Consider the following 25,117-nt stretch of genomic DNA (forward strand, 5'->3'; position numbering starts at 1 on the left):
AGGGGCATATATACAAATGGATACACAACAACTATATTTTTTAAACGATATCGGTAAACAAAAACCAGAAAGTATTCGGAATAGAAGCGCTGCATGTCCATTTTGCGATAAAGAACAATTAACGGATATTTTAGCAACTGATGGTTCTATTATTTGGTTAAAAAATAAATTTCCTACATTACAAGATACATTTCAAACAGTGTTAATCGAAACCGATAATTGCGAAGATCATATCGCAACATATACAGAAGAACATATGAGAAAATTAATGCAATTTTCTATTCAACATTGGTTACACTTACAGAAGAACAAGGAGTTCGCATCTGTGATTTTATATAAAAATCACGGTCCATTTTCAGGTGGAAGTTTGCATCATGCACACATGCAAATTATCGGAATGAAATATGTAGATTATCTTGAAAATATTGAAGAAGAAAATTTCCAAGGGTTAATTGTTCAAAAAAATGAATGCATTGAGCTTAATATTTCAGAGCGTCCCATTATTGGCTTCACTGAATTCAATATAATCATTGATAACATTTCATATATAGATGAAATGGCAAATTACATTCAGCAAACTGTACGTTACATACTGACAGATTTCCATAAAGGATGCAGTAGTTATAACTTATTCTTCTATTACTTAAATGGAAAAATCATTTGTAAAGTTGTACCTAGATTTGTCGTTTCACCATTGTATGTAGGATATAAAATACCGCAAGTTTCTACAAAACTAGAAGAGGTGAAAATACAACTCACGCAGTATTTCACGAAAGAAAAGGATGAAATTATTCATAAAAAAACAGAGTAGGTATAGAAAACCTACTCTTTAATTACACCTTTATTTCGATAGTACACATCTTCTAATCCGATGTTATACTTCATGTTATTATCCGTCCACTCTGGCCCTAAATTCCCTGGCCATCCAGATGTATTCGCTATATATTTCAGTAATGCAAAATCAGTCAAACCTTTTTGCACCCCACGCTTATATCCTTTCATTAAATGTGGCATTGCAATTTGCGCATTTGTACGTGGATCTTTCAGCTCATCATCAGTTAAATGCTCTGGTGCAAGCCCGCCGCCGCGGTGTAGTTGAAACAATCCGAATGAAGTTCCATTATCTCCAACACTTCTTGGATTTAATCGACTTTCATGCTCGGCAATTGCAAGAGGTATCCATTCTGGAAGATTTACTTTCTTCGCTTCCTCTATAATGATTTGTTTCATCTGTTTTGCTTCTTCTGAATCAACATAGCTTGTTCCATTCACTAGCTTATCCATTCCTTCAGACTTTCCTTGGAAATATAAATATACTCCAAGAACAACTAAAAATCCTACAAAGAATTTCTTCACTACCTCTACCTCTTTCTCCGCTGAAATTTGTCCCCTTTCAGCCTTCCCTTTACAATTACCTACATTCTATTACTCTTTTATCATAGCAAATAACTATACATATTATCATCATGCTTTAGACCGATTTTGTGAAAAAACAGCTGGTAAATACGTACAAAAATGTAACTTTCATAGACTATAACGCATTTATTGTATATAATTGTAAACTGAACTCTATATATAGAATAGGAGCATACAAAATGAAAAAATGCCTAACACTCTTGTTCAGCATTTTACTACTCATCCCTACCTACACCTCTGCACAAACATCACCAAAACCAAAAGTACTTGTTTTGTATAGTACACAAGACGATAAATTTTCAAATAATGTCCAAATCCTTAATACTCAATTAGGACATTTTACAAATGATATAACCGTAAAAAACTTAAAAGAAGCAACTTCAATTAATAACGTATCCTCCTATACACATATTGTTTATATCGGTGAAACAAAAGAAGCGTTTTCTGATGAAACGAAACAATTTCTAGAAAACTTCTCCGGCCCTGTATTAGTATTAGGACAAAATGTTGAACAATTATCTAAGCGTTTTTCTTTCATTACTTTGAATAGTGATGATATACGAGTTAATAAAATTGAATATCCAGACAAGAAGCTAAAAAATACCTTAGAGGAGGAACGATTAATTCAATCATTTGATACGAATGGAACTGTGCTTGCTAACGCCTTAAGCTCAAATAACACTAACCCACTAATCGTTCAGCATGAAACATCTTATTATGTTGCAACACCTAACCTCTTTGACTGGATGTCTCATTACGTCGGTGAAATGTTATTTTCTTATTTCAGCCAAAAACCAACGAAAAATAAAGTTGAAGCTTATTTACGCCTTGAGGATGTTCACCCCGCAGCAGATATAAATCAATTGAAAGAAATTGCTGAATTACTAAAAGAGAAAAAGATGCCTTACATGATTACTGTTATTCCAGTATATAAAGATCCAGATACAGGAAAGATAATACATTTAAAAGATAAACCAGAACTAGTTGATCTTTTACGCTCTATGCAAGATGATGGTGCAGCAATTATTATGCATGGTTATACTCACCAATTTTATGACAGTGAAACAGGTGAAGGCTTTGAATTTTGGGATATAAAAACAGATCAACCAATTCGCCAACCGAAGCATGAAAAACCGAAGACAAAAGATGACTTTCCAAATATAGAGGCATATAACCAATATGTAAAAAAAGGGGAAGAATTCGAGGAAAAATATACGAAAGATCATATCGAAAAAGGAATTCAAGAACTTGTAGATGCTAAACTATATCCTGTTGCCTTTGAAGCACCTCATTACACGATGTCTCAAAAAGGATATGAAATATTATCAAGGTACTTTTCAACTTATGTAGGACAACTACAGTTAAATGATACAACTTGGAAATCCATGCACTCACCATATTATACAAGTACTCCATCATTTTTACATGGAATGAAACTATTGCCTGAAACAGTCGGATTTATTGAAGAAGATACGCCACAAACTACTGCTAAAATGAAAGAGCGTGCTCTATCTGTTTCTAAATTATCCGATGGAGTTATTGGTGCATTCTATCATCCTTACTTAGGTGCGAAACCATTAAAAGAAGTGTTAAAGGATCTAGAAAGTATTCCAAATATAGAATGGATTGATTTACAAAAGGAAAAGAATGAAGTAAAAATGAAAGATATTCATATTACGACGAATAAAGACGGCATTCACGTTGAAAAACCAACCAGTGCGAATGACATAATTGATTATATAAAGCAATATGGCTTCTTCCTTATGCTAGGATTCGTTATCATTGTCTTTCTTTTATTATTAAAACGTGCGAAAAAATTAGAATCCTAATACAAAACCACCGAGCGGAACGCTTGGTGGTTTTTTGTCCTATATCAAACCATGGCATTTTATTAAATAAATTCAACTTTTACTTTTTCCGTTACATGATTAAAACTATAATTCTCCTATCCTTTCAAATAAAATCGACTTGTATTTTCATATATTGTTTCTGCGACCTTATCAATGGATATGTTTTTTATAGAACTAATTTCCTTTAATACCTCTCGAATCATTCTTGGGTGCGTTATAACATCTTCTTGAAATTCCCACGGACCATCTGTTTCTACCATCATATATTCAAGCGGATAATACGAAACGATTTTTCTAATCTTCTCCTTATGTAAAACATCCGGTGTAATCGAAATATAATAACCATTTTTCATCATCCGTTTCATTGTTTCATCGCTTCCTTTAAACCAATGGAAGTGTGCACGTGAAACTTTATATTTCTCTAGCAAATCACATACAATGTCAGCATCTTCATAAACTGCGTGTAATACAATCGGCAAATTATACTTACTAGCTAGTTCTATAAATTTTTTCAATACAGCTATGTATGGATCTGCAGCAATTCTTTCATCTTCTTTTCTCAAATAATAGGGCAAACCTACTTCACCAATCGCAACAATTTCCTCTGCGTTCTGTTCAATAAGTTGATAAATCTGTTCACACTCTTCTTTATGAATCTGTTGCTCTGGATGAAACCCTATCGCTGGATATATAAAGGGATACTTCTTCGCTAAAGATAACGTTTCCTTACAAGATTGATAATTCATAGATACCGCAATAAGCCCCTTTATTTCCTTACTATTTTCCACCTCTTTTAGTAATCTGCTCTTCTCTTCATCCTTATATTGATCAACATGTATATGACTATCAATCCATTTCATCTTTATGCCCCCATAAAAAAACAAGAAAGGAGTTCCTTTCTTGTTTTAGCATCTATATTATTTAACAATTAAGTTTGTTATGATATCAAATAATCCAATACACACTACGGCAACAGTAAAGTAGCTACAGAAATCTTTAATTGGTAACTTCACTACTTCTTCTTTACGCATCCCATTTTTCTCCCTTCTTACTAGATCCCTAATTATTTTTCTATCTGTATCTATTATGCAAAAAATATGACAAATTTACTATCGAATTAACTTACGTAAACCTTACAATGTTGTAAGGTTTAAAAAAGGATCCCCATCTTTATTCAGATGAGGATTATTAAAAATTAGTTGGTTTTTCATTCTTCATTACAAACAGAAAGTAATACATTGAGACTTTCTAGTTACACTATATGAAAATTACTATCTTTTAACTATCGAATTACATTACAGAAGGCTTACATGTTTGTAAGTTATGTGTAATGTAATTCGATAGTTCCCCTTACTTATATTTCGTACAATAAAGTTAGAAAGTAAGCCAAATAAGAAGAACACTCACATAACCAAATTACATTGCTAGTAGCTACTCTTCTTATACCTTTCACCCATGCTACTACAATGTACCCCCTTCCCCTTTATATAATAAAAAAGCCTTAGTCTATATGGACTAAGGCTTTTTTGTTAATCTCAAAAATACCCTTACCCAGTATTTTTATTTTCGACAAAAAATAGCCGGGGGTATATTTCACTATCTCATCGTTAAAAGTTTGCTCTTCGCATTTATAGGAATATTTGCAACCTCAATCTCTTCAATCGATTCACCGTAACGTCCTTTTGCAAAAACCTTTAATGCTTCATCTCTCTTTAACATATGCTTAACCGTTTTCTTTATTTTCTGCTCTCTACCACGTTCATCGAATGCAATAAATTCATATTCATACCACTCATCACCAATATGCTGACCAATTGTATTCACAACCGTATAGTATTCTTTCGTCTTATAAAATGGATTATATTTATCGATAACTGGTCCAAGTTTCGTAGGCAGTAACATTACTATTATCACTATCATCGCTATTATAGTAGTGATCATTTTTTTCTTCATAATAAACATTCCTCCTCTGCAGGATATATATACATCCATTTTAAAAAGGGGGAATAAAATCTACTATTGAATCTCATTACATTACACTTACATTTTTGTAAGAATTAAAAAAGGTGAACGAATTTGCTCGTTCACCTTTTAGCTTGCTTTAAAGCCACCGCCAAGTACATCACGTACATCATGTATAACAACGAAAGCATCTTCATCTACCCGGCTAATAACTTGTTTTAACTTAACAAGCTCTTGTTTATTAATAACAACATATAAAACTTCTTTATTTTTACCAGTATATCCGCCGCGCCCTTCTAATACAGTAACACCGCGTGTCATATTTTTCGTAATAGCTTCACGAATTAAATCTGGTTGATTCGAAATAATCGTAACAGCCGTTTTTGTGTCCATTCCTTCTACAATGAAATCAATCACCTTCGCTCCAATGAACACAGCCACAAGTGTATACATCGCCTTTTCTTGCCCTATTATAAATACAGAACCAGCAATTACAACAATATCAATAATTAGTACGCCTTTACCTACACTCCAACCTAAATATTGATTTGCTAACTGAGCTAAGATTGCTGATCCTCCCGATGTACCTCCGGCTTTGAACATACAACCTAATCCAATTCCCACAAATAAACCAGCAAATAAAGCTGCTAATAATGTATCACTATTTACATGATACTCAATATGTTCTGTAACGTATAAAAACAAAGATGTTTCTACAATCCCTAAAATTGTATAAATCATTGTTTTCTTATCAAAAAATTTATAACCAACAGCTAGTAAAATTGCATTTATAGCAAAGTTCACAATTCCTGGTGACCAATCAAATAAGTAGTACGTAACAACCGTTAAACCAATAATTCCACCTTCCGATAAACGGTTTGGAATTGCAAAGTAATTAATACCAATTGCGAATAATAATGAACCAATTGTAATTAGTGTTATTTCCTTTATACGTTGATTAACCATAGTTCATACCCTCCCCCCATTTGACATTGTATCACTATCTCCTAGAGGTTTAGAAGTGGTTTTTATTCCGCATTTTCCCTCTTAAAAATTGAAATATTATGTTTAAACAGAGGGTTGATTAATTATTCATATTTGCTCTAACTGCACGGACAAATCGCTCCACATTCCCTTTCTGAATATACTTAGCGCGAATGGTTTCATGACTACAAGTAAATTCAAAATACGGATGAAAATCTATGCTATCTATATACAAATATGAATACTCTTTAAATGTTGAAGAATAGTACGGAAATTTCCCGTAAAAAAGGAGACGTCTAGTAGTGGCAACAAAAACCCCATGTTGATACGATAATATAAAATTATCCTTCTCAAATATCCCTACCACAAAAGCCAGAATCTTTTCATCATCATCTACATACTTTTTCATACTCGATAAAAGTTCATTCATGCATATTCCTCCAAATTCTATTCACTGCATTAACACTTGAAAAGAATCCATGGATTATTACAGACCGGTTTAACTCCTTTATAAAGTATGAAACGCGTTTCCTGTCAAAGATATTTCAAAAAAATAATCCGTTATGCGATTATACACATAACGGATTACGATTAAACTGTAGAGCGTTCCACAAGTTCGTATGGAATTTCCAGCTTTTCTTGTTCAGAACTCTCGTCATTCACTTTTCTATGCAACATTTCAAAAGCAGTTTTCCCTATCTCCTTTAAATTTTGATCAATAGTTGTCAATTGTAACACTTGCGAGATAGGTTGATTATCAAAGCCAATAATCGCTAAATCCTCAGGAACTTGAATCCCTAATTTTTCAACCTCTGTCATAACCCCAATCGCAACTTCATCACCTGCTACTATTAATGCTTCAGGAAGATCCTGCATCTCTTTTAACTTATGAGCCACTTTTACACCATCTTCTAGTGTAAAACATTCTGTAAAAATCCATTCTTCATTAACCTCTTCGTCTATAGATTGCAATTGCTGTTTATAAACATCAAAACGCTTTTGACTACTCGGCCCTAATTTTCTTCCCGTACAATAACCAATTTTTTTATAACCTTTCTCAATCAAATAATCCATTCCTAATTGAAAGGCCGCTGAATGATTCGTATATACACTTGAGATGTTTGAAATATCATTGTCTTCACAAGCAATTATTGCGCCGTAAGAAGCATACGGTTCTATCGTTTCCCAATCATTTGCACGTGAACAAATAATAAGACCATCCAATTGTTTTGTTTTTAACATATGTAAACTTTTCATTTCTTCTTTTTTATTATAATTCGTTTGGCAAAGTAGCACCCTGTAATTATGCGCTAACGCAGTCTCCATCATTCCGCTCACCATCGCATCAAAACACGGATGATTAATATACGGTAAAATCACACCAACAATATTCGTTTTTCCTTTTGATAAATGAACAGCATTTGCGTTTTGCGAGTAATTCAATTTCTCAACTATCTCTATAACCGCTTTTCTTTTTTCTTCACTTACATATGGGTGATCATTCAACACTCTCGAAACAGTCGTAACTGAAACTCCCGCCATCTTTGCAATATCTTTAATATTAGCCATACACTCACCTCTACCTTTAACTTAATGAATCTCATGAACATATGTCAAATCTTCTTATCATTACACCTTCATTCGTTTCTCTTACAAAAGTGTAATTTTTCTGTAAGCTAATTCGATAGTGACTTTCCGCAATATTTCATACAATTAAGTCAGAAACAAGGTAACAACTATTCGAAAAGGAGCGGATTAATATGATGAACAAAATGAAAACGAACAATTTCTTACATACAATGGGCATGGTATTTTTCGCTCTTATCGACGCAAAAGCTGTTGCTTCTACATTAAACAAGTAAGGAGAATGTATTATGAATAACATCACTTTTAACAAATTAGATTTTTTAGGACTAGCTAGTGGCTCGATTCTTCTTACTGCTTTTATTTACGCCGCTACGCTTGTATAACTTTGTGTCCCCTTTCCCCTTTATTATAAATAGTAATAGAAAAGACGACCGTCTATGCCCGGTCGTCTTTTCTTATTTTTGATTTGATTGCAAAGCTTCTTTTAACTCCTCAAACTTCTCATTTAATTGATCTGTCATCATTTTCATAGCGGTTTTTCGATCTATTTGTTCTCCAGCCTCAATTTGAATTGGATCTCCAAAAATCAATTGTGCCTTTTTCCCCTTTATTAATTCTTTTACACTTGATGGACCAACATAAGCTGCTGGTACTAACGGAACATTGGAACGCATCGCAATTGTCACAGCACCCGCTTTTAATGAAACATCTTCCGCTGATCTTGTTCCACTCGGAAAAATCCCTACTACCTTTCCTTCTTTTAATAAACGTGATGGAATTTTAAGTGTACTTGGTCCTGGATTCGCACGATCTACAGGGAATGCATTTACATTTTTAAAGAACCAATTTTTGAATTTCCCTTCAAATAATTCTTTTTTGGCCATGTAATGAATTTGAGTTGGATACATCCCTGTAGCTAACATTAATACATCCATAAAACTTGTATGTGTACATGCAACAACATAGGGTCCACCTTCTGGTAGCTTTTCTCTTCCTTGTACTTCTACTTTCCCAGCTGTTTTAAATATATATTTCAACAAAAATGTAATTGGTTTATACATTTATTTCGTTCCTTTCTAAACATCCGAAGTATAATCATATTCTTATAACAATTATAACACTAAGTTTTAGGAGTTGGTAATAAAATTAAGGATGAATTGTTAAATTTCAATTCTTACAAAAGTGTAATTTTCTTGTAAGCTAATTCGATAGTTACTTCTTACTATATTTCATACAATTAAGTCAGAAACAGGGCAACAATTATTCGAAAAGGAGTGGATCAATATGATGAACAAAATGAAAACGAACAATTTCTTAAATACAATGGGCATGGTATTATCGGCTCTTTTCGATGCAAAAGCTGTTGCTTCTGCATTAAACAAGTAAGGAGAATGTATTATGAATAACATTACTTTTAACAAATTAGATTTTTTAGGATTAGCTAGCGGCTCTCTTCTTCTTACTGCTTTCATTTACGCTGCTACGCTTGTATAACTTTGTGTCCCCTTTCCCCTTTATATAGAAAAAGACGACCGTCTATGCCCGGTCGTCTTTTTAATTTTTTCTTTCTTTCAATTCTTTTAAAAGCTGTATTAGCTCAGCTTGTTGTTTTATCTTTTTACGACCATTTCGATTAATTGCTGCAAGCTCACAGGCAACTCCGACGGCGAAGAAAAACAATAAACTTTCTAACATGTGAAATCCTCCATTTGCCTATTAAACAGCTTGACGTAATTGTTCTTCTTGTAAAACTCTCTTATTTATATTTTCTTCTTTTCTCTGACAAACGTTATTGCGAATAAGCGCTGCAATAACAAGTACAGTCCCTATAATATCAAACATTGTGATTTGATACCCTTGCATCATCATAATAGCTAAAGTCGTAATTGGTACAAAATTAATAAATAAAATCCCATTAATGGATGATAAAATTTTCACACCATAGTTCCAAGCAAGTAGCGCTACAATACCTGGCAATGTCATCATGAATAACAAATCATATTTCACAATAGAAATCGTTCCCATACTCGGAACTGAAATATATCCAAGCGACGTAATAATTACCGTTATAATTCCTGTAACAGTCGTACCGAATACACACGTCAACGTAGAATAACGTAACGTTGACCAATCACTACAAGTTTGACCACCCATCGTATAAATAACCCACCCTACAACACCAATAAATATAAATGCTAATGGGAACATATTATCTTTCAATGTTACAAAGAAACTCATGTCACCTTTTGTAATAACAAACACAGCTCCTACAAAAGCAATAACCATACTCGTTATCATATACTTCTTCGGTTTTATATGCTTATATCCCCATAAAATACAAATAGAAATCATCGGCATAAGTGCTTCCATAATGGAAGCTACCATTACACCCGACTTACCCATTAACATTTGCCCTAAAAATATGAGGACATTATATACTGTAAATGCCATCGTTCCAAAAAAGACGAGTAACTTTCCTCTTCCCTCTAAACAAAATGCCTGTTTTCCTTCTTTCACTAACAACAATACAATCAGCATTATCGCCACTGCTCCATAGCGAATAAGCGAAAAATAAAATGGATCTATGTATTCTAGCGCATGATCAGCAACTGGAAACATCGCTCCCCATGACATACTCGCAATTAAACACGCCAAAGCCCCTATTATCATTTGACCTCTTCTCACCGCAATCCCCCGTTTCTTTCTATTTGCACAAAGAGAATTGTAAAAGAAAAAATATATCACGTAAAATGATTCAAAATGATGTTAACTATCATTTATAATGATAGTTAACATCAAGGGGGATTACAAAATGGAATTAAGAGACTTACAAATCTTTAAAAGCGTTGCCGATCAGGGTAGTGTAAGTAGCGCAGCAAAGGAATTAAATTATGTACAATCAAATGTAACTGCACGTATTAAACAACTAGAAAACGAATTAAAAACCCCACTCTTTTACCGCCATAAACGAGGAATGACTTTAACAGCTGAAGGAAGAAAAATGCTCGTTTATGTTAGTAAAATTTTGCAAGATGTCGACGAACTAAAACAAGTATTTTTAGATAGCGAAACACCTTCTGGTATATTAAAAATCGGTACAGTCGAAACAGTAAGTACACTGCCTACCATTTTATCTTCTTACTATAAAAGCTATCCGAATGTCGATTTATCATTACAAGCGGGTCTAACAGAAGAATTAATTAGAGAAGTACTTGATCATCAATTAGATGGCGCCTTTATATCAGGTCCTATTAAACATCCACTAATCGAACAATACGATGTTAGTACAGAGAAATTAATGCTTATAACACAAAATAAAGCCTTTCATATAGAAGAATTTACAACAACGCCTCTACTCGTTTTTAACCAAGGATGTGGATACCGCTCCAAACTAGAACGTTGGCTTAAAGACGAAGGTTTGCTACCAAAAAGAATTATGGAATTCAATATATTAGAGACAATATTAAACAGTGTTGCACTCGGTCTCGGAATTACACTCGTACCACAGTCTGCTGTCCATCATCTTTCTAAAGCAGGTAAGGTACATTGTCATGCAATCCCTGAAAAATACGGCAGTATTTCAACGGTTTTCATACGCCGTAAAGATAGCTATATGACGAATTCAATGCGTAGTTTTTTAAAAACAATTGAAGACCATCATCATATCAATATGCTGTGAAAGACATTCTTACATGAATGTCTTTTTTTCTTACAAAAGTGTAAGTCTTTCGTAAGCTAATTCGATAGTTGGAAGTATCCATATTCCCTATAATTAAGACATAAGCAGGGCAACAACTATTCGAAAAGGAGCGGATACGCATGATGAACAATATGAAATCAAATAAATTTTTAAATACAATGGGCATGGTGCTATCCGCACTTGTCGATGCAAAAGCTGTTGCAACTACATTAAACAAATAAGGAGAGATTATAATGAACAACATTACTTTCAACAAATCAGACTTTATCGGACTTGCAAGTGGAGCTACTCTTCTTACGGCTTTCATTTATACACTTGCTCAAGGTCTTATTTAACACTTTGTTTCCCCAAACCCCTTTATATATAGAAAAAGCTGCTCGTCTTATAGACAAGCAGCTTTTTAGTTTGTCCCGCTTTAATGGGCAGTAAGACCCCCTCCTCAAAATTCTGCGAAAGCAAAGAAGTTAGGTGGGGGTCGGGCTGCCCATTAAAGTCCGATTGGTTCAACTAATAATCAGTGGGGGATGAAGAACCCCCACACTGATTAAAGTTTCACTTTATTTCATATACAATTTGACCTGTTTTCGTAATATCATATCCGCCAATCGCATTTAATTCATTATGAAATTCTTCCGATTGCAGAATGTCTTTCACAACTTCAATCAGCTCTTCATTTTCTTTATTCTTCAAAATTACTAAATCATACTGTTCTTTCATGATTGGAATAAAGTCCACATTTACAATTTGCGAAAACTTTTCTGAACCTACTCCTACATCAGCTTTTCCATTTGCAACTTGCGTGGCAACACCAAGATGATTCGATTCTTCCCATTCATATCCACTAATATCAGCTTTATTTAATTTTCGGATTCGTAATTGTTCATCCACTAACACTCTAATACCAGAACCCTTTTCTCGATTCACAAACTTTATAGTGGAACCGGATATGTCAGCCCATGTCTTTATTTTCTTCGGATTTCCTTTTTGAACATAAAACCCTACATTTCTGGACAATAAATTAATCATAAGACATGGCTGTCCTACTAAAATACGTTTTACGTAAGGAATATTATATGTACCCGTTTCACCATCAAACAAATGCAAACTAACGATACTTCCTTCTCCTTGATACATTTTCACTAAACTCGTTAAGCTACCTTGATACGCTCTTAAAACATTAGAACTTGGCAAACGATTTTCTATACGTTTAGCTAACATATCTAACGTTAGTTCTTGACCACTAATAATACACGTGTTCAAGATACTACTACCATCGTTTTTCACAGGATTAACTTGTACTTTCCCTGTTTTCATTTGCTTTATATATTGATCTAAATCTGCTGCATCAATGCGCATCTGTCTACCAACTCTATAAGAAGGAAGTTCTCCTTTTTTAATTAAGTCGTATACAGTTAATTTTGATACTTTTAATCGCTTTGCTACTTCTTCCGTTGTGTAGGAATGATGATCCATAGACGATTCCTCACTTTCTCCTTTCATTGTAACAAAGAAAAGAATATTTCTCCTATTTTTTAAAAATAGACATATGTTCAAATTATATTCAATTATAACTAGTTATATTTAGTTATATTTAGTTATAATTAGATGTGTCAAAATGAAAGGGGATTTTTTTATGAATAAATTTATATTACGTTCCATCGGGGCACTTATACTTTCTTTCCTTCTTATATTTAGCGCTGCTTGTACAAGTGGGGAAAAGCATACAAAGTCAGCTGCTAAAGAGGATAAAACAGTTGAACTGACTATCTCAGCTGCTGCAAGCTTACAAGATGCATTAAAAGAAATCGAAAAACAATATAAAGAAAAAGAGCCAAATATCAAACTTTCTTTTAACTTCGGTGCTTCTGGAGCACTTCAACAACAAATTGAACAAGGTGCACCTGCTGATTTATTCTTCTCAGCAGCAGAAGATAAATTCCAAACCCTTGTAAAAAAAGGATTCATTAATGAAAAAGAGGGGAAAAATCTCCTTGGAAACGAACTCGTTCTAGTCGTCCCAAAAGATAGTTCTCTTACAAAAATTCAAGATTTAAAAGATGAAAAAATAAAAAAAATTGCACTTGGTACACCTGAATCTGTACCTGCTGGCAAATATGCAAAGGCTTCTCTAACACACGAAAACCTTTGGAATGATGTTCAAAATAAAGTCGTATTTACAAAAGATGTTCGCCAAGTGTTAACATATGTAGAAACAGGGAATGTCGATGCTGGTATCGTATACAAAACAGAGGCTCTCATTTCGGATAAAGTAAAGATTGGTGAGACAGCAGCAGCTACTTCTCATGAGCCAATCCACTATCCTTTAGGTGTTATAAAGGAATCTAAACATAAGAAAGAGGCGACTTCATTTTATGAGTATTTGCAGTCAAAAGATGCACAATCTATCTTTAAAAAATATGGATTTACAGTCCTGTCTTAATTACTATGAGCATTGATGCTATTTTATCGCCTGTCTTTCTATCTTTAAGAGTAGCTGCATGCGCCACTATTCTCGTTACAATTTTAGGGACAATTGTCGGGCGAGCACTAGCTCGCTCCTCATGGCGATATAAAGTACTATTAGAAACCATATTTTTATTACCAATGGTACTTCCACCAACTGTTATCGGCTTCTTTCTCATTATCATCTTTGGAAACAACAGCCCGATCGGAAAGTGGGTTGAATCATTATTTCAGCAGTCTATTATGTTCACATCTACTGCTGCGATCATTGCTTCTACAGTTGTTGCATTTCCGCTTATGTACCAATCAGCGAAAACGGGATTTTCTATCGCAAATGTACAAATTGAAGAAAGTGCTCGTGACCTTGGCGCAAGTGAATATCAAGTTTTTCTGCACGTTACACTTCCGCTCGCATTTCCTGCCTTACTAAGCGGGATGATTTTGAGCTTTGTCCGCGCGCTCGGTGAATTTGGCGCTACACTTATGTTTGCCGGGAACATTCCTGGTAAAACACAGACAATCCCAACTGCAATTTACATGGCTATTGATGCAAGTAATATGCAACTCGCATGGACACTTGTAGTTATTACTATCGGTATGTCACTCGTATTTCTACTATGTATTCAACTTATTAATAAAAGAATTACTAACTCTTAAAGCAGCTTTTTTCGAAGCTGCTTCTTTATTTCTTAGGAAATAAAATATACCACCGGGAAATAACTGAATTTTACCTCTTATTAAAATATACATTTTATTTGAATTCACTTTCTAAAATAGGCAATTTCCTGTTATTATATGGAGGTGTTTCAAAAAATGAAGAAATGAAAACGCATTTATATCGTGAATTCTTCATCCTGTTTTAGCGATCGGTAATCTTCTACTCTATTAGTGGGGCATTACCGATCGTTAGAACGATATGTAACTATATTGGTATAGCAAACCGAAGGGAGTCTTGTAATGGACATTTTATTAGCGCTTCTTCCTGCAATTGCATGGGGAAACATCTTATTAGTAAGCGTAAAAATGGGCGGTGGTGCATATAGCCAAACGGTAGGTATGACAATCGGTGCTCTATTCTTCGCAACAATTATGTATGTATTTACTCAACCAGCTTTAACAATGACAATCTTAATTGTTGGTTTTATTTCAGGTTTATTCTGGGCTTTAGGACAAGTAAACCAATTAAAAACAGTTGAAAAACTAGGTGTTTCAACTACTGTAACGATTTCTACTGGTATGCAACTTGTTGCAACTTCTATCTTTGGGGTTATCGCTTTCCGTGAGTGGACTACTACTACAACGATCATTCTGGGAACGATTGCAATCCTATTAATCGTAGTTGGTGTTGTATTCACATCATTAGATGATAAAGAAAATGCTCAGCCACCTGGACAATTGAAAAAAGGACTTCTTACTTTAATTGTTTCTACTTTCGGCTATCTTGTATATGTAATTATTATTCGTTGGTATAATATCGATGGTTGGTCTGCTATTTTACCACAAGCAGTTGGTATGTTTGTTGGTGCGGTTGTACTGACGTCTAAACATAAACCATTTAACAAATATGCAATCCGTAATGCTTTGTCTGGTTTACTATGGGGAACTGGAAACTTATTCTTACTTCTTTCATTACCACGTGTTGGAGTAGCAACAAGCTTCCCATTATCTCAAACTGGAATCGTTATCTCAACATTCGGTGCGATTGTATTCTTAGGTGAAAAGAAAACAAAACGTCAATTGATCTTTATTGCACTAGGTAGTGTTTTAATTATCGGCGGCGCTGTATTACTTGGTATGACAAAAGCATAATCTTATATTCTATTAGTAAACCCCTGAAGCATATGTACTTCAGGGGTTTTTTAATTCTAATTATTTTCTAGATATAATTATTTGTATGTTCTTGCCCCTTATAATTGCTCTTCCACTCTAGCAAACCAGCTACACATATAAAGAGATTAATAATAGCTAATATTAGCATGAATTTCCTCCTTCTCATTATCCATTCCATCTACGGTAAGTCTTTTCTTTTTACAAAATTCTCTTAAAGATGATATCGTTTTTATAACATATCTCTACTAGAAAGGAATAAAGGATATGCTAACTAAACATCGAATTTTATTTATTGGTGCCGGTCGTATGGCAGAAGCTATATTTTCCGGATTACTTAAAACAAGCAAAGAGTACATCGAAGAAATTATCGTCTCTAACCGAAGCAACATAGAAAAGCTAAAACAGTTACAACATCGATATAATGTGTCTACTACAACAGATTGGAAACAGCATGTTACATCTGTTGATACGGTTGTTTTAGCAATGCCACCTTCGGCTCATGAAGAGTTATTAGCTGAGCTATCTCCGTTAATATCAAATCAACTAGTCGTAACAGTAGCAGCTGGCATTGGACCATCTTATTTAGAAGCTAGACTCCCAAAAGGCACGCCTGTTGCTTGGATTATGCCTAATACAGCTGCTGAAATTGGAAAGTCTATCTCCTTATATACAATGGGACAATCAGTAAACGAGATACATCAAGAAACCCTGCAACTACTTTTAAAAGGTATTGGTACTTCGCAACTTTGTACTGAGGAAGAAGTTCATCAGCTTACTGCAGTTACTGGAAGTGCACCAGCCTTCCTTTATTACTTTGCTGAAAGCTTAATTGAAGCAACAAAAAGTTATGGAGTTGATGAAGAAACCGCAAAACATCTTGTCATTCAAATGATTTCTGGCTCTGCTTCTATGCTTGAACAAACGCAAAATCCAGCTAACCTTCGCGAACAAGTAACAACGCCAGGTGGTTCCACAGCTGAGGGTCTCAAAACTTTATACGAATATAATTTTTCAGAGGCAATTCAAAAAGCAGTAGAAGCAACAAACAAAAAAGCTAGGGGGAAATAATATGATTTTAACAAGTTTAAAAGACTATACAACATTACATAACGGTGTAAAAATGCCTTGGTTTGGTTTAGGTGTTTTTAAAGTAGAAGATGGTTCAGAAGTAATTGATTCTGTAAAAGCAGCAATTAAAAATGGCTACCGCAGCATCGATACTGCAGCAATCTATCAAAATGAAGAAGGCGTTGGGCAAGCGATTCGTGAATCCGGTGTTTCACGTGAAGAATTATTTATTACCTCAAAAGTATGGAATAGCGATCAAGGATATGAAACAACGCTTCAAGCATTTGAAACTACATTAGAGAAATTAGGTCTAGAATATTTAGATTTATATTTAGTACATTGGCCTGTAAAAGGGAAATATACTGAATCATGGAAAGCATTAGAAACACTTTATAAAGATGGCCGTGTTCGCGCTATCGGTGTGAGTAATTTCCACATTCACCACTTACAAGACGTATTTGAAATTGCTGAAATTAAGCCAATGGTCAACCAAGTGGAATACCACCCACGTTTAGCACAAGAAGAGTTACATGCATTCTGTAAAGAACATAATATCCAGCTTGAAGCTTGGTCACCATTAATGCAAGGACAACTACTAGATAATCCAACGTTACAAGAAATTGCGACAAAATATAATAAATCAACTGCGCAAATTATTTTACGTTGGGATTTACAAAACGAAGTTGTAACAATTCCTAAATCAATTAAAGAACATCGCATTATTGAAAATGCAAACATCTTCGACTTTGAATTAAGTGCTGATGATATGAAAGCAATTCAAGCTTTAAATGAAGATCGTCGCGTTGGTCCAGATCCAGATAACTTTAACTTCTAGTAGAAAAACCACTGCCATATGCAGTGGTTTTTTCATTTAAGAAAACTGAAAATTTAAACTATATTTCATTTAGTTGACACTTCATTATTCAAGGTGTAAGATTTTGAATTATCAAAGAAACAAAAAAATTAATAAAATTTATTCGTTTACTCATTGTATCAAGAGAGGTGGAGGGACTGGCCCTTTGAAACCTCGGCAACAGGTTCATTTTGAATACTGTGCCACTTCCTGCAAGCTTTATGCTTGAAAGATAGAATGAGGGACTTCGTTTATATACGGGTGCATAACTTGTACGTAAAAATCCCTCTTTCTCAATATGAAAAGAGGGATTTTTTATTTTTCATTTCCCTCATCATCATCCAAACTTAATTATTTAGGAGGAAAATCAAATGAAAAAGAAGTTTGTACCCGGTATTGCATCAGTTGTAGGAGTAAGTATTTTATTAACTGGTTGCGGTAGTTATAAAAACGAAGCAAGCGGAGCAAATGCAAAAGACGAGGCACCTAGTAAACAGGTTTTAAACTTATCTTCACCTACTGAAATACGAACAATGGATACGGCTCGTGCTACAGATACTGATTCTGGTCAAGTAATGAGAAACGTATTTGAAGGTTTGTATAATCTTGGTGAAGGTAACAAACCTGTTCCTGGTGTTGCAAAATCTCATGAAGTAAGTGGCGATAAAACGAAATACACATTCCATTTGCGAGATTCAAAATGGTCAAATGGCACTCCTGTTACAGCTAAAGATTTTGTGTTCGCTTGGCAACGTGCCGTAGATCCAGCAACAGCCTCTGAATATGCATTTTTATTCTTTGATATTAAAAACGCAACAAAAATTAACAACAAAGAACTTCCAGCCGACCAACTTGGTGTAAAAGCAGTTGATGACCATACGTTTGAGGTAGAATTAGAGCGTCCTGTTCCTTATTTTATTAGCTTAACAGCGTTCCCAACATTTCTACCAATTAATGAGGAATTCTTTAAAGTACAAGGTGATAAGTACGCTTTAGAAGATAATACAATTTTGTACAATGGAGCTTTTACACTAAGCGATTGGAAGCACGAACAAAGCTTTAAATTTAAGAAGAACCCTACCTATTGGGATAAAGATACTGTCAAACTAGAAGAAATCAATTTTAATGTCGTAAAAGAAAAATCAACAGAAGTAAATTTATTCGAGTCAAAACAATTAGATCGTATAAAACTAACATCTGACTTCGTCGATAAATATAAAAAGGATGCTAACTTTAAAGAACGTCCAAACGTAGGCGTACAATTTTTACGTATGAATCAACAAAACAAAATACTTCAAAACGTTTCTGCACGCCAAGCAATTGATCAAACAATTGATAGAAAATCCTTTGTAAATACGTTATTAAATGATGGCTCTACACCAACATTTGGTCTCGTTCCAAAAAACTTTGCAAAAGGACCTGAAGGAAAAGACTTCCGTACTGCAAACGGCGATTTAACAAAAGTTGATACAAAATCTGCACAAGAGTTATGGAAAAAAGCTAAACAAGAGCTTGGTTCTGAAAAGATAACATTAGAATTATTAACGAGTGATGCTGACCTTGATAAGAAAACTGGTGAATTCTTAAAAGGACAACTAGAAAAGAATCTAGATGGATTAACAGTAAATATAAAACCTCAGCCGCGTAAGCAACAAGTTTCGCTTTTATTAAAAGGTGACTACGAAATCGGAATTGATGGCTGGAGCCCTGACTTTGCGGATCCAATTACATTCCTTGAGCTATTTACAACGAATAACCCTTATAACTTAGATCATTACTCTAATAAGGAATTCGATGAAACAATAGCAAAAGTGAAAACAACTTTAGCTGGTGATGAAAAAGCTCGCTGGGAAGCATTACTAGCATCCGAGAAAATATTATTTAAAGACTCTGTTATCGCTCCTCTTTACCAAAAAGGCGAATCTTATTTAGAACGTTCTTATGTGAAAGGAATTGTGCAAGTAGACTTTGCAGGTCAATTAAACTTCAAGTGGGCAAAAATTGAAAAATAAAGTGAAACTTTAATAAGTGGGGGTTTCTTCATCCCCACTTATTATTAGCCCACACCAATTGTTTTTTTAGCAAAATATATTAAAAATAGGTTCTCTCACACATGAGAATCTGCTTTTTTAATATATTATTCTGAGAAATTAACAATCTATTTTTATTATTGACATATAGTTCTTTTCAGTGTTAATATTCTAAATAATCAAAGAAACAAAATATTTCACCATCAAAATATAATGTCTACTACGTTGAAACATATAACGATAGATTATAGTTCGACATGTATATACATATAGAACACCTGATTACCTATAAACAAATATTTATAATAGGTTTTATCTCCTTCTATAGCTACTTCAAGACACGGACATTATGACGTTACGAACAACACATTTAGGGAGGAACGAACAATGAAGAAAAAAGTTGTACCTGTTGTTGCATCTGTTTTAGGGGCAAGTCTATTACTAACTGCTTGCGGGGGAAATAAAGATAATGCAAGCGGAGCGAAAGCAAACGATAAAGCACCTGATAAACAGGCAATTAACTTATCATTCGCTTCAGAAATTCCAACAATGGATGTTGCAAAAGCAACGGATGGGGAATCCATGAACGTAATGCGTAATGTTTTTGAAGGGCTATATGCAATGGGAGAAGATAATAAACCGGTTCCTGGTGTCGCTGAGTCGGTTGACATTAGTCCCGATAAAACAAAATATACATTCCATCTCCGTGATTCAAAATGGTCAAACGGTACTCCTGTTACAGCAAAGGACTTTGCCTTCGCTTGGCAACGTGCCGTAAATCCTGATACAGCAGCTGAATACGCATTCTTATTCTTCGATATAAAGAATGCGAAACAAATAAACCAAAAACAATTGCCAATTGATCAACTAGGGGTCAAAGCTGTTGATGATAAAACGTTAGAAGTACAACTAGACCGTCCTGTTCCCTACTTCTTAAGCTTAACTACATTCTCAACATTCTTACCAATTAATGAAGAGTACTTAAAGTCTCAAGGCGATAAATATGGTTTAGAAACAAATCATTTAATTTATAACGGTGCTTTCACATTAGATAACTGGAAACATGAACAAAGCTTCCAATTGAAGAAAAATCCTAACTATTGGGATGCTAAAACTGTAAAATTAGAAGAAATCAACTTCAATGTCGTTAAAGATAAGTCTACAGAAGTGAACTTATATGATTCAGGACAAATTGATCGTGTTGCTTTAACTGCAGAGTTTGTTGATAAATATAAGAGCGATCCAAACTTCAAAGAACGCGCTGAAGTCGGTATTCAATTCTTACGATTAAATCAGAAAAATGAAACATTAAAAAATCAACATGCACGCCTTGCTATTAACGGCGCAATGAATAAAAAAGCTTACGTAGAAACAATCTTAAATAACGGCGCTGTTCCAGCTGAAGGAATGGTTCCTGCGAAATTTGCAAAGAGCCCAGAAGGCAATGACTTCCGTAAAGAAAATGGAAATCTAGTCAAGGATGATGTGAAAACAGCTAAAGAAAACTGGAAAAAAGCAAAACAAGAACTTGGTACTGACAAAGTAACAATCGAACTATTAACAAGTGACAATGCTTTAGCTAAAAAGACTGGTGAATATTTAAAAGGTGAATTAGAAAAGAACCTAGATGGATTAACAGTGAATTTAAAACCACAACCACGTAAACAACAGCTAAAACTACTATTAAGTGGTGACTATGAAATTGGTATTGACGGCTGGGGCCCTGACTTCGCTGATCCAATTACATTCTTAGATTTATTTACAACAGATAGTGCTTATAACTTCGATAAATACTCTAACAAAGAGTACGATGAGCTAATTCATAAAGTGAAAACAGATTTAGCTGGCGATGAAAAAGCACGCTTTGAAGCAATGAAGCAAGCTGAAAAAATTCTATTACAAGACGGCGCTGTCGCTCCTTTATACCAACAAGGCCGTTCTTACTTACAACGCTCTTTCATTAAAGGACTTGTAACAACTGACTTCGGTGGTGAGTTTAACTACAAGTGGACAGAAGTTACAAAATAATAAGTGCTAATAAAAAGGTATCCCACCGAGGATACCTTTTTATTTTATACTTCTTTAACTACAGAGCTTCTTCTTCCCTTTACCATTCCTTTTATAGCTAAAGTCATCACTGCTACTGATTGTGTAACCAATACAATAACTAATAATGAAATAATATTTCTCTCTAAACTAACTCCTCCAAATATTATTGTATAATAGCCATTCGCTGCATATGTTGCAGGAAATAATTCACTAATTGTTTGATATGTTTTAGAAAGCATTTCATGTGGCACAGTTACAACCATTTGTGTTAATGAAAGAAAGGCGAAAAAGACTATTGTCAATAATCCTCTTTTCCTTCTTTTTGCATTGAACCAAAACTCATCATAAATATAAACACAAACATCAAATATGTTCTCCACGTCAAAGAAGGTATATGCCCTGACCAAAGATAGCTAACTAAATAATTAATTCCCATAATACAAGACGATATTACTAAACTAATACTTATTAGTTTTACATATTTGAGCATATCTTTTCTCCTTGTTTTTATTTTTCTACTTCTTCAAACTGTAGATTCACCGGATCTTCTAAAAGTGTTTCATAAAAGTTCTCTGCCAAATCTGTTGAAGGGATTTTTTCATCTACTTCATCAAATCGAATACTATCTAGCCACACACAACCTTCTCCTGATAATAAAACACCAAATGCAATACCAAGTGCTTCTTCTTTTATATCTAATACAACCGAGTACGATTGCCAGTTATTCGTATTTTTAATGGGGCGATTTTGCATATTATCCATAGCGAGCGGTTCTGTATCTTTTCCATCTACTCGCATCCACAATCCTGCCCAATCTCTTACATTTTCACTCTTAATAAATGCTGTAAAACGTAATCTCTTCCCTACATATTTATCCGCTCGGAACATTTGCATTAATGTTGAAAATCCTCCATGCGTAACATTCTCTTTTGCTTTTATGTATGCAGATACTTTTCCTTGATGGACAACTTCATAATCTAAACCCATCTCATATTCAGCAGGATGACTTCCACTTAAGATCCATCCTTTCGGTATACCTTTTTGCATTGAAACACCCTCTCTTTCTATATAAAATGACTGAAAGTACTTTCGATATTTCTTTGGTGGCAATTGAAACATTCTTTTAAAAGCTCTCGTAAATGCCTCTTGTGAGGAAAAACCGTATTGCACTGCAATATCAATAACAGCTCTCTCCGTTGACACTAAAACTTGCGCAGCATGAGTTAACCTTCTCTTTCGAATATAATCTGTTACACTCATCCCAACATATCTTTGAAAGATGCGATGAAAATGGTACATCGATACTGCACTGTGGGATGCCACTCTTTCTGTTGTAAGCTCCTCATGTAAGTGATTCTCTATATATTCAATTGATTTTTTTATTATCTCTTTATATTCTTCATGCATTTTAGCCCCTCCCTCACAACTTCAATTTACCATATACATACAAATCGTTTTTGATTTAAATTGCGGATTAGTCCTTGTGACTGCAGGATAATAATTTATTTTCAACACATACATAATTACATGTTTTTGGGAAAAACTTGTATAGAACGAATTTACATAAGGAGGAATTTATAATGAGAATTCTACTATCAGTTTTATTAGCTCTTATGCTAGTACCTGCATTAACAGGATGTAAAGCTCCTGCCAAAGAAGACACAACTTCTAATAAAAAGACGACTGAAGAAGCAAAAAATGAGGCTCCTGCAGATTTAAAACTAAACTTCAATGAATTCGATTTAAAGGCAGACTACCAAGATACAAAGAAAGACTACGAAGCAGACTATAAAAATGTAGCAGCTGACAAGAAAATGGAAGCAAAAATTGAAGATCATAAAGCAGATGTAAAATTAACAGGAGACGAGGCTATCACAAAATTAAGCCCACTTCTACAAGAATTAAAATTTGATAAAGATACTCCTGATCAAGAAGTAATCGATCAAGTAGTGAACGTGTTCAAACTTGATAAAGACTATCAAAAATTCGATTTAGAAGTTGTCTTCTCTGATGGAACGAAAAAAGAATATAAAAGAGAAATAAAATAAAGAAGTAGGCGGTAGTAAGAAGAAAAAATAACCTTGCATAGGCAAGGTTATTTCTTCGTTTCTGCTTGAAAACGTTTATAGTATGTCGATGCTGTTGCAAAATTAATTTCTATATCACGAATCAACGATGAATCTTCTTCTTTAGCTAACTTCTGTAATTTTTTCATTGCTTGTTCCGATTCATTCAAGAAACCGACATATACCTCATGTTCTTGCTCTTTCGACTTCGGAACACGAATTTCTTTTCGTATATGATCAATATCTTCTAACATGCTCGTTGTTACCTTTTGCACATCTTCTTTATATGTAGCAGTCGTTATTTCCTTACCGCCCTTTTCTTTTGCCACTTCAAATAACTGCAGTGCGTTATTAATTTCTTTATTCATTTTCAAATCGTATTTTTCATGTACTGCAAGGTATTCTTTCATTTCTTCTGTTTGTTCTGTAGATTGCTCTACCTTTTCTTTCGGTTCTTTCGTATCCTTATTTCCATTACATCCTGCTAGAAGGATCATACTTCCCATTACAGCAATACCCAAAACCTTCTTCATCTCTTCTTCTCCTTTTATCTACAGCTACTACTCATTATAGTTTCTTTTATCTCCACTTGTTATTATACCGAGAACATCCTACTTTTTACACTTAAGACGACATCGTAACATGTATACCAACATGTTTGTCACAGTATCGTCACTTTATACAAATAACTTTTGCACTGCTTTACTACTCACCTTACAAAACTGTAAGCACACATAAAGAACAAACCATGCTAGACTTACATATGCATAACGCAAACATATGTAAGGTTTTAAGGAGAATCATCTATGTACAACACAATACCTTTTATGGGAGAAGATATTCGTGTCCTTATTCGCGAAAAATCACTTCATATCGAAAATACAGAGAGCCTTCGCCGCGTATTAAAGAAGAAGCATGCTCCATTTAAGTTAGCTCAATATTTAAAACAACAACATACAAATCAATTTCATACCGTGCTCAATATATCGGATAAATCATTAACAATCGAAATCATCGGTCATGTCTACATTGGAAACTTTGCAGATACCTTAAAGGAAATCCCACGTATACCGAAGATTGCTCCTATTATCGTTAAAAAAGCGTATAAAATTACTGACCATACCGATATTATCGACTGTGGGGAAAAAGAAGTCGATAGTAATCGCTGGGTGTGGGATAAACTTGCTGTTTTATATGATACGATCATGAATAATATGTATGAGGTATTTCAAAGAAATGAAAAAAAGAACTGATTCAAA

29 protein-coding genes and 1 riboswitch are annotated in these 25,117 nt (G+C 34.2%); of the genes, 15 read left to right on the forward strand and 14 right to left on the reverse strand.

Translation table 11 applies throughout. The features are described 5' to 3' along the window. Positions 1-16 precede the first annotated feature (16 nt). On the forward strand, positions 17-811 hold the full coding sequence (locus DN401_RS20965) for a DUF4931 domain-containing protein (protein WP_000381026.1): 795 nt from the start codon (positions 17-19) through the stop codon (positions 809-811). Between the two features lie 11 nt (positions 812-822). Here DN401_RS20965 and DN401_RS20970 read toward each other — a convergent pair whose 3' ends face one another. Further along, complete coding sequence (locus tag DN401_RS20970; protein WP_000713249.1) at positions 823-1,356, reverse strand: transglycosylase SLT domain-containing protein; 534 nt, start codon at positions 1,354-1,356, stop codon at positions 823-825. Positions 1,357-1,595: 239 nt separating this feature from the next. Between DN401_RS20970 and DN401_RS20975 the strand changes: the two genes are divergently transcribed. Then, a complete protein-coding gene (locus DN401_RS20975; protein WP_000710595.1) occupies positions 1,596-3,245 on the forward strand; it encodes a DUF2334 domain-containing protein in 1,650 nt (549 codons plus the stop codon). 116 nt (positions 3,246-3,361) lie between these two features. On the opposite strand, the gene DN401_RS20980 is transcribed toward DN401_RS20975, so the two are convergent. From DN401_RS20980 to DN401_RS21000, 5 genes are all read right to left on the reverse strand, one after another. Next, positions 3,362-4,126 carry a TatD family hydrolase gene (locus DN401_RS20980; protein WP_000871100.1) on the reverse strand — a complete coding sequence of 255 codons (765 nt, stop codon included), beginning with the start codon at positions 4,124-4,126 and terminating at the stop codon, positions 3,362-3,364. Positions 4,127-4,862: 736 nt separating this feature from the next. Then, entirely contained in the window at positions 4,863-5,219 is a 357-nt protein-coding gene (locus tag DN401_RS20985) for a YxeA family protein (protein WP_000728416.1), read from the reverse strand. A 138-nt stretch (positions 5,220-5,357) separates the two neighbouring features. Then, the gene (locus DN401_RS20990) at positions 5,358-6,194 is read right to left on the reverse strand and encodes a YitT family protein (RefSeq protein ID WP_000248045.1); all 837 of its coding nucleotides are present in this window, start codon (positions 6,192-6,194) and stop codon (positions 5,358-5,360) included. 118 nt (positions 6,195-6,312) lie between these two features. After that, the gene (locus DN401_RS20995; protein WP_001004246.1) at positions 6,313-6,642 is read right to left on the reverse strand and encodes a PH domain-containing protein; all 330 of its coding nucleotides are present in this window, start codon (positions 6,640-6,642) and stop codon (positions 6,313-6,315) included. Positions 6,643-6,803: 161 nt separating this feature from the next. Beyond that, on the reverse strand, positions 6,804-7,781 hold the full coding sequence (locus tag DN401_RS21000) for a LacI family DNA-binding transcriptional regulator (RefSeq protein WP_001273903.1): 978 nt from the start codon (positions 7,779-7,781) through the stop codon (positions 6,804-6,806). Between the two features lie 305 nt (positions 7,782-8,086). Between DN401_RS21000 and DN401_RS21005 the strand changes: the two genes are divergently transcribed. Next, positions 8,087-8,182 (forward strand): DUF3948 family protein, encoded by a 96-nt coding sequence (locus tag DN401_RS21005; RefSeq protein WP_001059999.1) that lies wholly within the window; start codon positions 8,087-8,089, stop codon positions 8,180-8,182. 72 nt (positions 8,183-8,254) lie between these two features. On the opposite strand, the gene DN401_RS21010 is transcribed toward DN401_RS21005, so the two are convergent. Beyond that, a complete protein-coding gene (locus DN401_RS21010; protein WP_000277778.1) occupies positions 8,255-8,860 on the reverse strand; it encodes a lysophospholipid acyltransferase family protein in 606 nt (201 codons plus the stop codon). A 337-nt stretch (positions 8,861-9,197) separates the two neighbouring features. Between DN401_RS21010 and DN401_RS21015 the strand changes: the two genes are divergently transcribed. Continuing rightward, positions 9,198-9,293 carry a DUF3948 family protein gene (locus DN401_RS21015; RefSeq protein WP_001060007.1) on the forward strand — a complete coding sequence of 32 codons (96 nt, stop codon included), beginning with the start codon at positions 9,198-9,200 and terminating at the stop codon, positions 9,291-9,293. Between the two features lie 60 nt (positions 9,294-9,353). Here DN401_RS21015 and DN401_RS21020 read toward each other — a convergent pair whose 3' ends face one another. Both DN401_RS21020 and DN401_RS21025 read right to left on the reverse strand, forming a co-directional pair. Continuing rightward, on the reverse strand, positions 9,354-9,494 hold the full coding sequence (locus DN401_RS21020) for a YrzO family protein (RefSeq protein WP_000894065.1): 141 nt from the start codon (positions 9,492-9,494) through the stop codon (positions 9,354-9,356). 21 nt (positions 9,495-9,515) lie between these two features. After that, entirely contained in the window at positions 9,516-10,484 is a 969-nt protein-coding gene (locus tag DN401_RS21025; protein WP_002182372.1) for a DMT family transporter, read from the reverse strand. Positions 10,485-10,611: 127 nt separating this feature from the next. On the opposite strand from DN401_RS21025, the gene DN401_RS21030 reads away from it, so the two are divergent. Both DN401_RS21030 and DN401_RS21035 read left to right on the forward strand, forming a co-directional pair. Continuing rightward, a complete protein-coding gene (locus tag DN401_RS21030; protein ID WP_000423031.1) occupies positions 10,612-11,478 on the forward strand; it encodes a LysR family transcriptional regulator in 867 nt (288 codons plus the stop codon). A 254-nt stretch (positions 11,479-11,732) separates the two neighbouring features. Further along, positions 11,733-11,834 (forward strand): DUF3948 family protein, encoded by a 102-nt coding sequence (locus DN401_RS21035; RefSeq protein WP_001060017.1) that lies wholly within the window; start codon positions 11,733-11,735, stop codon positions 11,832-11,834. A 217-nt stretch (positions 11,835-12,051) separates the two neighbouring features. Here DN401_RS21035 and DN401_RS21040 read toward each other — a convergent pair whose 3' ends face one another. After that, the gene (locus DN401_RS21040; RefSeq protein WP_002180310.1) at positions 12,052-12,972 is read right to left on the reverse strand and encodes a substrate-binding domain-containing protein; all 921 of its coding nucleotides are present in this window, start codon (positions 12,970-12,972) and stop codon (positions 12,052-12,054) included. Between the two features lie 160 nt (positions 12,973-13,132). On the opposite strand from DN401_RS21040, the gene modA reads away from it, so the two are divergent. The 7 genes from modA (at position 13,133) to DN401_RS21075 (ending at position 21,771) form a co-directional block, all read left to right on the forward strand. Continuing rightward, positions 13,133-13,939 carry a molybdate ABC transporter substrate-binding protein gene (modA, locus tag DN401_RS21045; RefSeq protein ID WP_149287914.1) on the forward strand — a complete coding sequence of 269 codons (807 nt, stop codon included), beginning with the start codon at positions 13,133-13,135 and terminating at the stop codon, positions 13,937-13,939. A gap of 5 nt (positions 13,940-13,944) precedes the next feature. Then, positions 13,945-14,619, forward strand: coding sequence for a molybdate ABC transporter permease subunit (gene modB, locus DN401_RS21050; RefSeq protein WP_000020526.1), 675 nt, complete (start codon positions 13,945-13,947; stop codon positions 14,617-14,619). A 300-nt stretch (positions 14,620-14,919) separates the two neighbouring features. Then, entirely contained in the window at positions 14,920-15,771 is an 852-nt protein-coding gene (locus DN401_RS21055) for a GRP family sugar transporter (RefSeq protein ID WP_000353544.1), read from the forward strand. A gap of 285 nt (positions 15,772-16,056) precedes the next feature. Further along, positions 16,057-16,860: a pyrroline-5-carboxylate reductase gene (proC, locus tag DN401_RS21060; protein ID WP_000956253.1), complete on the forward strand. Its 804-nt coding sequence runs from the start codon at positions 16,057-16,059 to the stop codon at positions 16,858-16,860. Between the two features lies 1 nt (position 16,861). Further along, positions 16,862-17,695 carry an aldo/keto reductase gene (locus DN401_RS21065; RefSeq protein WP_000604203.1) on the forward strand — a complete coding sequence of 278 codons (834 nt, stop codon included), beginning with the start codon at positions 16,862-16,864 and terminating at the stop codon, positions 17,693-17,695. Positions 17,696-17,847: 152 nt separating this feature from the next. Next, positions 17,848-17,952: riboswitch (SAM riboswitch) on the forward strand. 132 nt (positions 17,953-18,084) lie between these two features. Beyond that, the gene (locus DN401_RS21070; protein ID WP_000726480.1) at positions 18,085-19,725 is read left to right on the forward strand and encodes a peptide ABC transporter substrate-binding protein; all 1,641 of its coding nucleotides are present in this window, start codon (positions 18,085-18,087) and stop codon (positions 19,723-19,725) included. Between the two features lie 405 nt (positions 19,726-20,130). After that, on the forward strand, positions 20,131-21,771 hold the full coding sequence (locus DN401_RS21075; protein WP_000731086.1) for a peptide ABC transporter substrate-binding protein: 1,641 nt from the start codon (positions 20,131-20,133) through the stop codon (positions 21,769-21,771). A 44-nt stretch (positions 21,772-21,815) separates the two neighbouring features. Here DN401_RS21075 and DN401_RS21080 read toward each other — a convergent pair whose 3' ends face one another. The 3 genes from DN401_RS21080 to DN401_RS21090 are packed head-to-tail and all read right to left on the reverse strand — an operon-like array spanning position 21,816 to position 23,199. Beyond that, complete coding sequence (locus DN401_RS21080) at positions 21,816-22,094, reverse strand: hypothetical protein (RefSeq protein ID WP_000156944.1); 279 nt, start codon at positions 22,092-22,094, stop codon at positions 21,816-21,818. Further along, the gene (locus DN401_RS21085) at positions 22,091-22,282 is read right to left on the reverse strand and encodes a hypothetical protein (RefSeq protein WP_000922547.1); all 192 of its coding nucleotides are present in this window, start codon (positions 22,280-22,282) and stop codon (positions 22,091-22,093) included. The genes DN401_RS21080 and DN401_RS21085 overlap by 4 nt, the downstream gene beginning before the upstream one ends. A gap of 17 nt (positions 22,283-22,299) precedes the next feature. After that, a complete protein-coding gene (locus DN401_RS21090; protein ID WP_000544202.1) occupies positions 22,300-23,199 on the reverse strand; it encodes a helix-turn-helix transcriptional regulator in 900 nt (299 codons plus the stop codon). Between the two features lie 173 nt (positions 23,200-23,372). Here DN401_RS21090 and DN401_RS21095 point away from each other — a divergent pair, with 173 nt between their 5' ends. Then, positions 23,373-23,840, forward strand: coding sequence for a YusW family protein (locus tag DN401_RS21095; protein WP_001221552.1), 468 nt, complete (start codon positions 23,373-23,375; stop codon positions 23,838-23,840). Positions 23,841-23,887: 47 nt separating this feature from the next. Here the strand turns inward: DN401_RS21095 and DN401_RS21100 are convergent, their stop codons facing one another. Then, the gene (locus tag DN401_RS21100) at positions 23,888-24,391 is read right to left on the reverse strand and encodes a hypothetical protein (RefSeq protein WP_000756525.1); all 504 of its coding nucleotides are present in this window, start codon (positions 24,389-24,391) and stop codon (positions 23,888-23,890) included. Between the two features lie 273 nt (positions 24,392-24,664). Between DN401_RS21100 and DN401_RS21105 the strand changes: the two genes are divergently transcribed. After that, on the forward strand, positions 24,665-25,111 hold the full coding sequence (locus tag DN401_RS21105) for a hypothetical protein (RefSeq protein WP_000282860.1): 447 nt from the start codon (positions 24,665-24,667) through the stop codon (positions 25,109-25,111). Positions 25,112-25,117 lie beyond the last annotated feature (6 nt).

The organism is Bacillus sp. BF2-3 (assembly GCF_008368795.1).
Classification (GTDB): domain Bacteria; phylum Bacillota; class Bacilli; order Bacillales; family Bacillaceae_G; genus Bacillus_A; species Bacillus_A cereus.

Coding starts and splice junctions, on each gene's coding strand:
- DN401_RS20965 (WP_000381026.1), top strand. CDS start 17: ATGGATACACAACAACTATATTTTTTAAACGATATCGGTAAACAAAAA.
- DN401_RS20975 (WP_000710595.1), top strand. CDS start 1,596: ATGAAAAAATGCCTAACACTCTTGTTCAGCATTTTACTACTCATCCCT.
- DN401_RS20980 (WP_000871100.1), bottom strand. CDS start 4,126: ATGAAATGGATTGATAGTCATATACATGTTGATCAATATAAGGATGAA.
- DN401_RS20985 (WP_000728416.1), bottom strand. CDS start 5,219: ATGAAGAAAAAAATGATCACTACTATAATAGCGATGATAGTGATAATA.
- DN401_RS20990 (WP_000248045.1), bottom strand. CDS start 6,194: ATGGTTAATCAACGTATAAAGGAAATAACACTAATTACAATTGGTTCA.
- DN401_RS20995 (WP_001004246.1), bottom strand. CDS start 6,642: ATGAATGAACTTTTATCGAGTATGAAAAAGTATGTAGATGATGATGAA.
- DN401_RS21000 (WP_001273903.1), bottom strand. CDS start 7,781: ATGGCTAATATTAAAGATATTGCAAAGATGGCGGGAGTTTCAGTTACG.
- DN401_RS21005 (WP_001059999.1), top strand. CDS start 8,087: ATGAATAACATCACTTTTAACAAATTAGATTTTTTAGGACTAGCTAGT.
- DN401_RS21010 (WP_000277778.1), bottom strand. CDS start 8,860: ATGTATAAACCAATTACATTTTTGTTGAAATATATATTTAAAACAGCT.
- DN401_RS21015 (WP_001060007.1), top strand. CDS start 9,198: ATGAATAACATTACTTTTAACAAATTAGATTTTTTAGGATTAGCTAGC.
- DN401_RS21020 (WP_000894065.1), bottom strand. CDS start 9,494: ATGTTAGAAAGTTTATTGTTTTTCTTCGCCGTCGGAGTTGCCTGTGAG.
- DN401_RS21030 (WP_000423031.1), top strand. CDS start 10,612: ATGGAATTAAGAGACTTACAAATCTTTAAAAGCGTTGCCGATCAGGGT.
- DN401_RS21035 (WP_001060017.1), top strand. CDS start 11,733: ATGAACAACATTACTTTCAACAAATCAGACTTTATCGGACTTGCAAGT.
- DN401_RS21040 (WP_002180310.1), bottom strand. CDS start 12,972: ATGGATCATCATTCCTACACAACGGAAGAAGTAGCAAAGCGATTAAAA.
- modA (WP_149287914.1), top strand. CDS start 13,133: ATGAATAAATTTATATTACGTTCCATCGGGGCACTTATACTTTCTTTC.
- modB (WP_000020526.1), top strand. CDS start 13,945: ATGAGCATTGATGCTATTTTATCGCCTGTCTTTCTATCTTTAAGAGTA.
- DN401_RS21055 (WP_000353544.1), top strand. CDS start 14,920: ATGGACATTTTATTAGCGCTTCTTCCTGCAATTGCATGGGGAAACATC.
- proC (WP_000956253.1), top strand. CDS start 16,057: ATGCTAACTAAACATCGAATTTTATTTATTGGTGCCGGTCGTATGGCA.
- DN401_RS21065 (WP_000604203.1), top strand. CDS start 16,862: ATGATTTTAACAAGTTTAAAAGACTATACAACATTACATAACGGTGTA.
- DN401_RS21070 (WP_000726480.1), top strand. CDS start 18,085: ATGAAAAAGAAGTTTGTACCCGGTATTGCATCAGTTGTAGGAGTAAGT.
- DN401_RS21075 (WP_000731086.1), top strand. CDS start 20,131: ATGAAGAAAAAAGTTGTACCTGTTGTTGCATCTGTTTTAGGGGCAAGT.
- DN401_RS21085 (WP_000922547.1), bottom strand. CDS start 22,282: ATGCTCAAATATGTAAAACTAATAAGTATTAGTTTAGTAATATCGTCT.
- DN401_RS21090 (WP_000544202.1), bottom strand. CDS start 23,199: ATGCATGAAGAATATAAAGAGATAATAAAAAAATCAATTGAATATATA.
- DN401_RS21095 (WP_001221552.1), top strand. CDS start 23,373: ATGAGAATTCTACTATCAGTTTTATTAGCTCTTATGCTAGTACCTGCA.
- DN401_RS21100 (WP_000756525.1), bottom strand. CDS start 24,391: ATGAAGAAGGTTTTGGGTATTGCTGTAATGGGAAGTATGATCCTTCTA.
- DN401_RS21105 (WP_000282860.1), top strand. CDS start 24,665: ATGTACAACACAATACCTTTTATGGGAGAAGATATTCGTGTCCTTATT.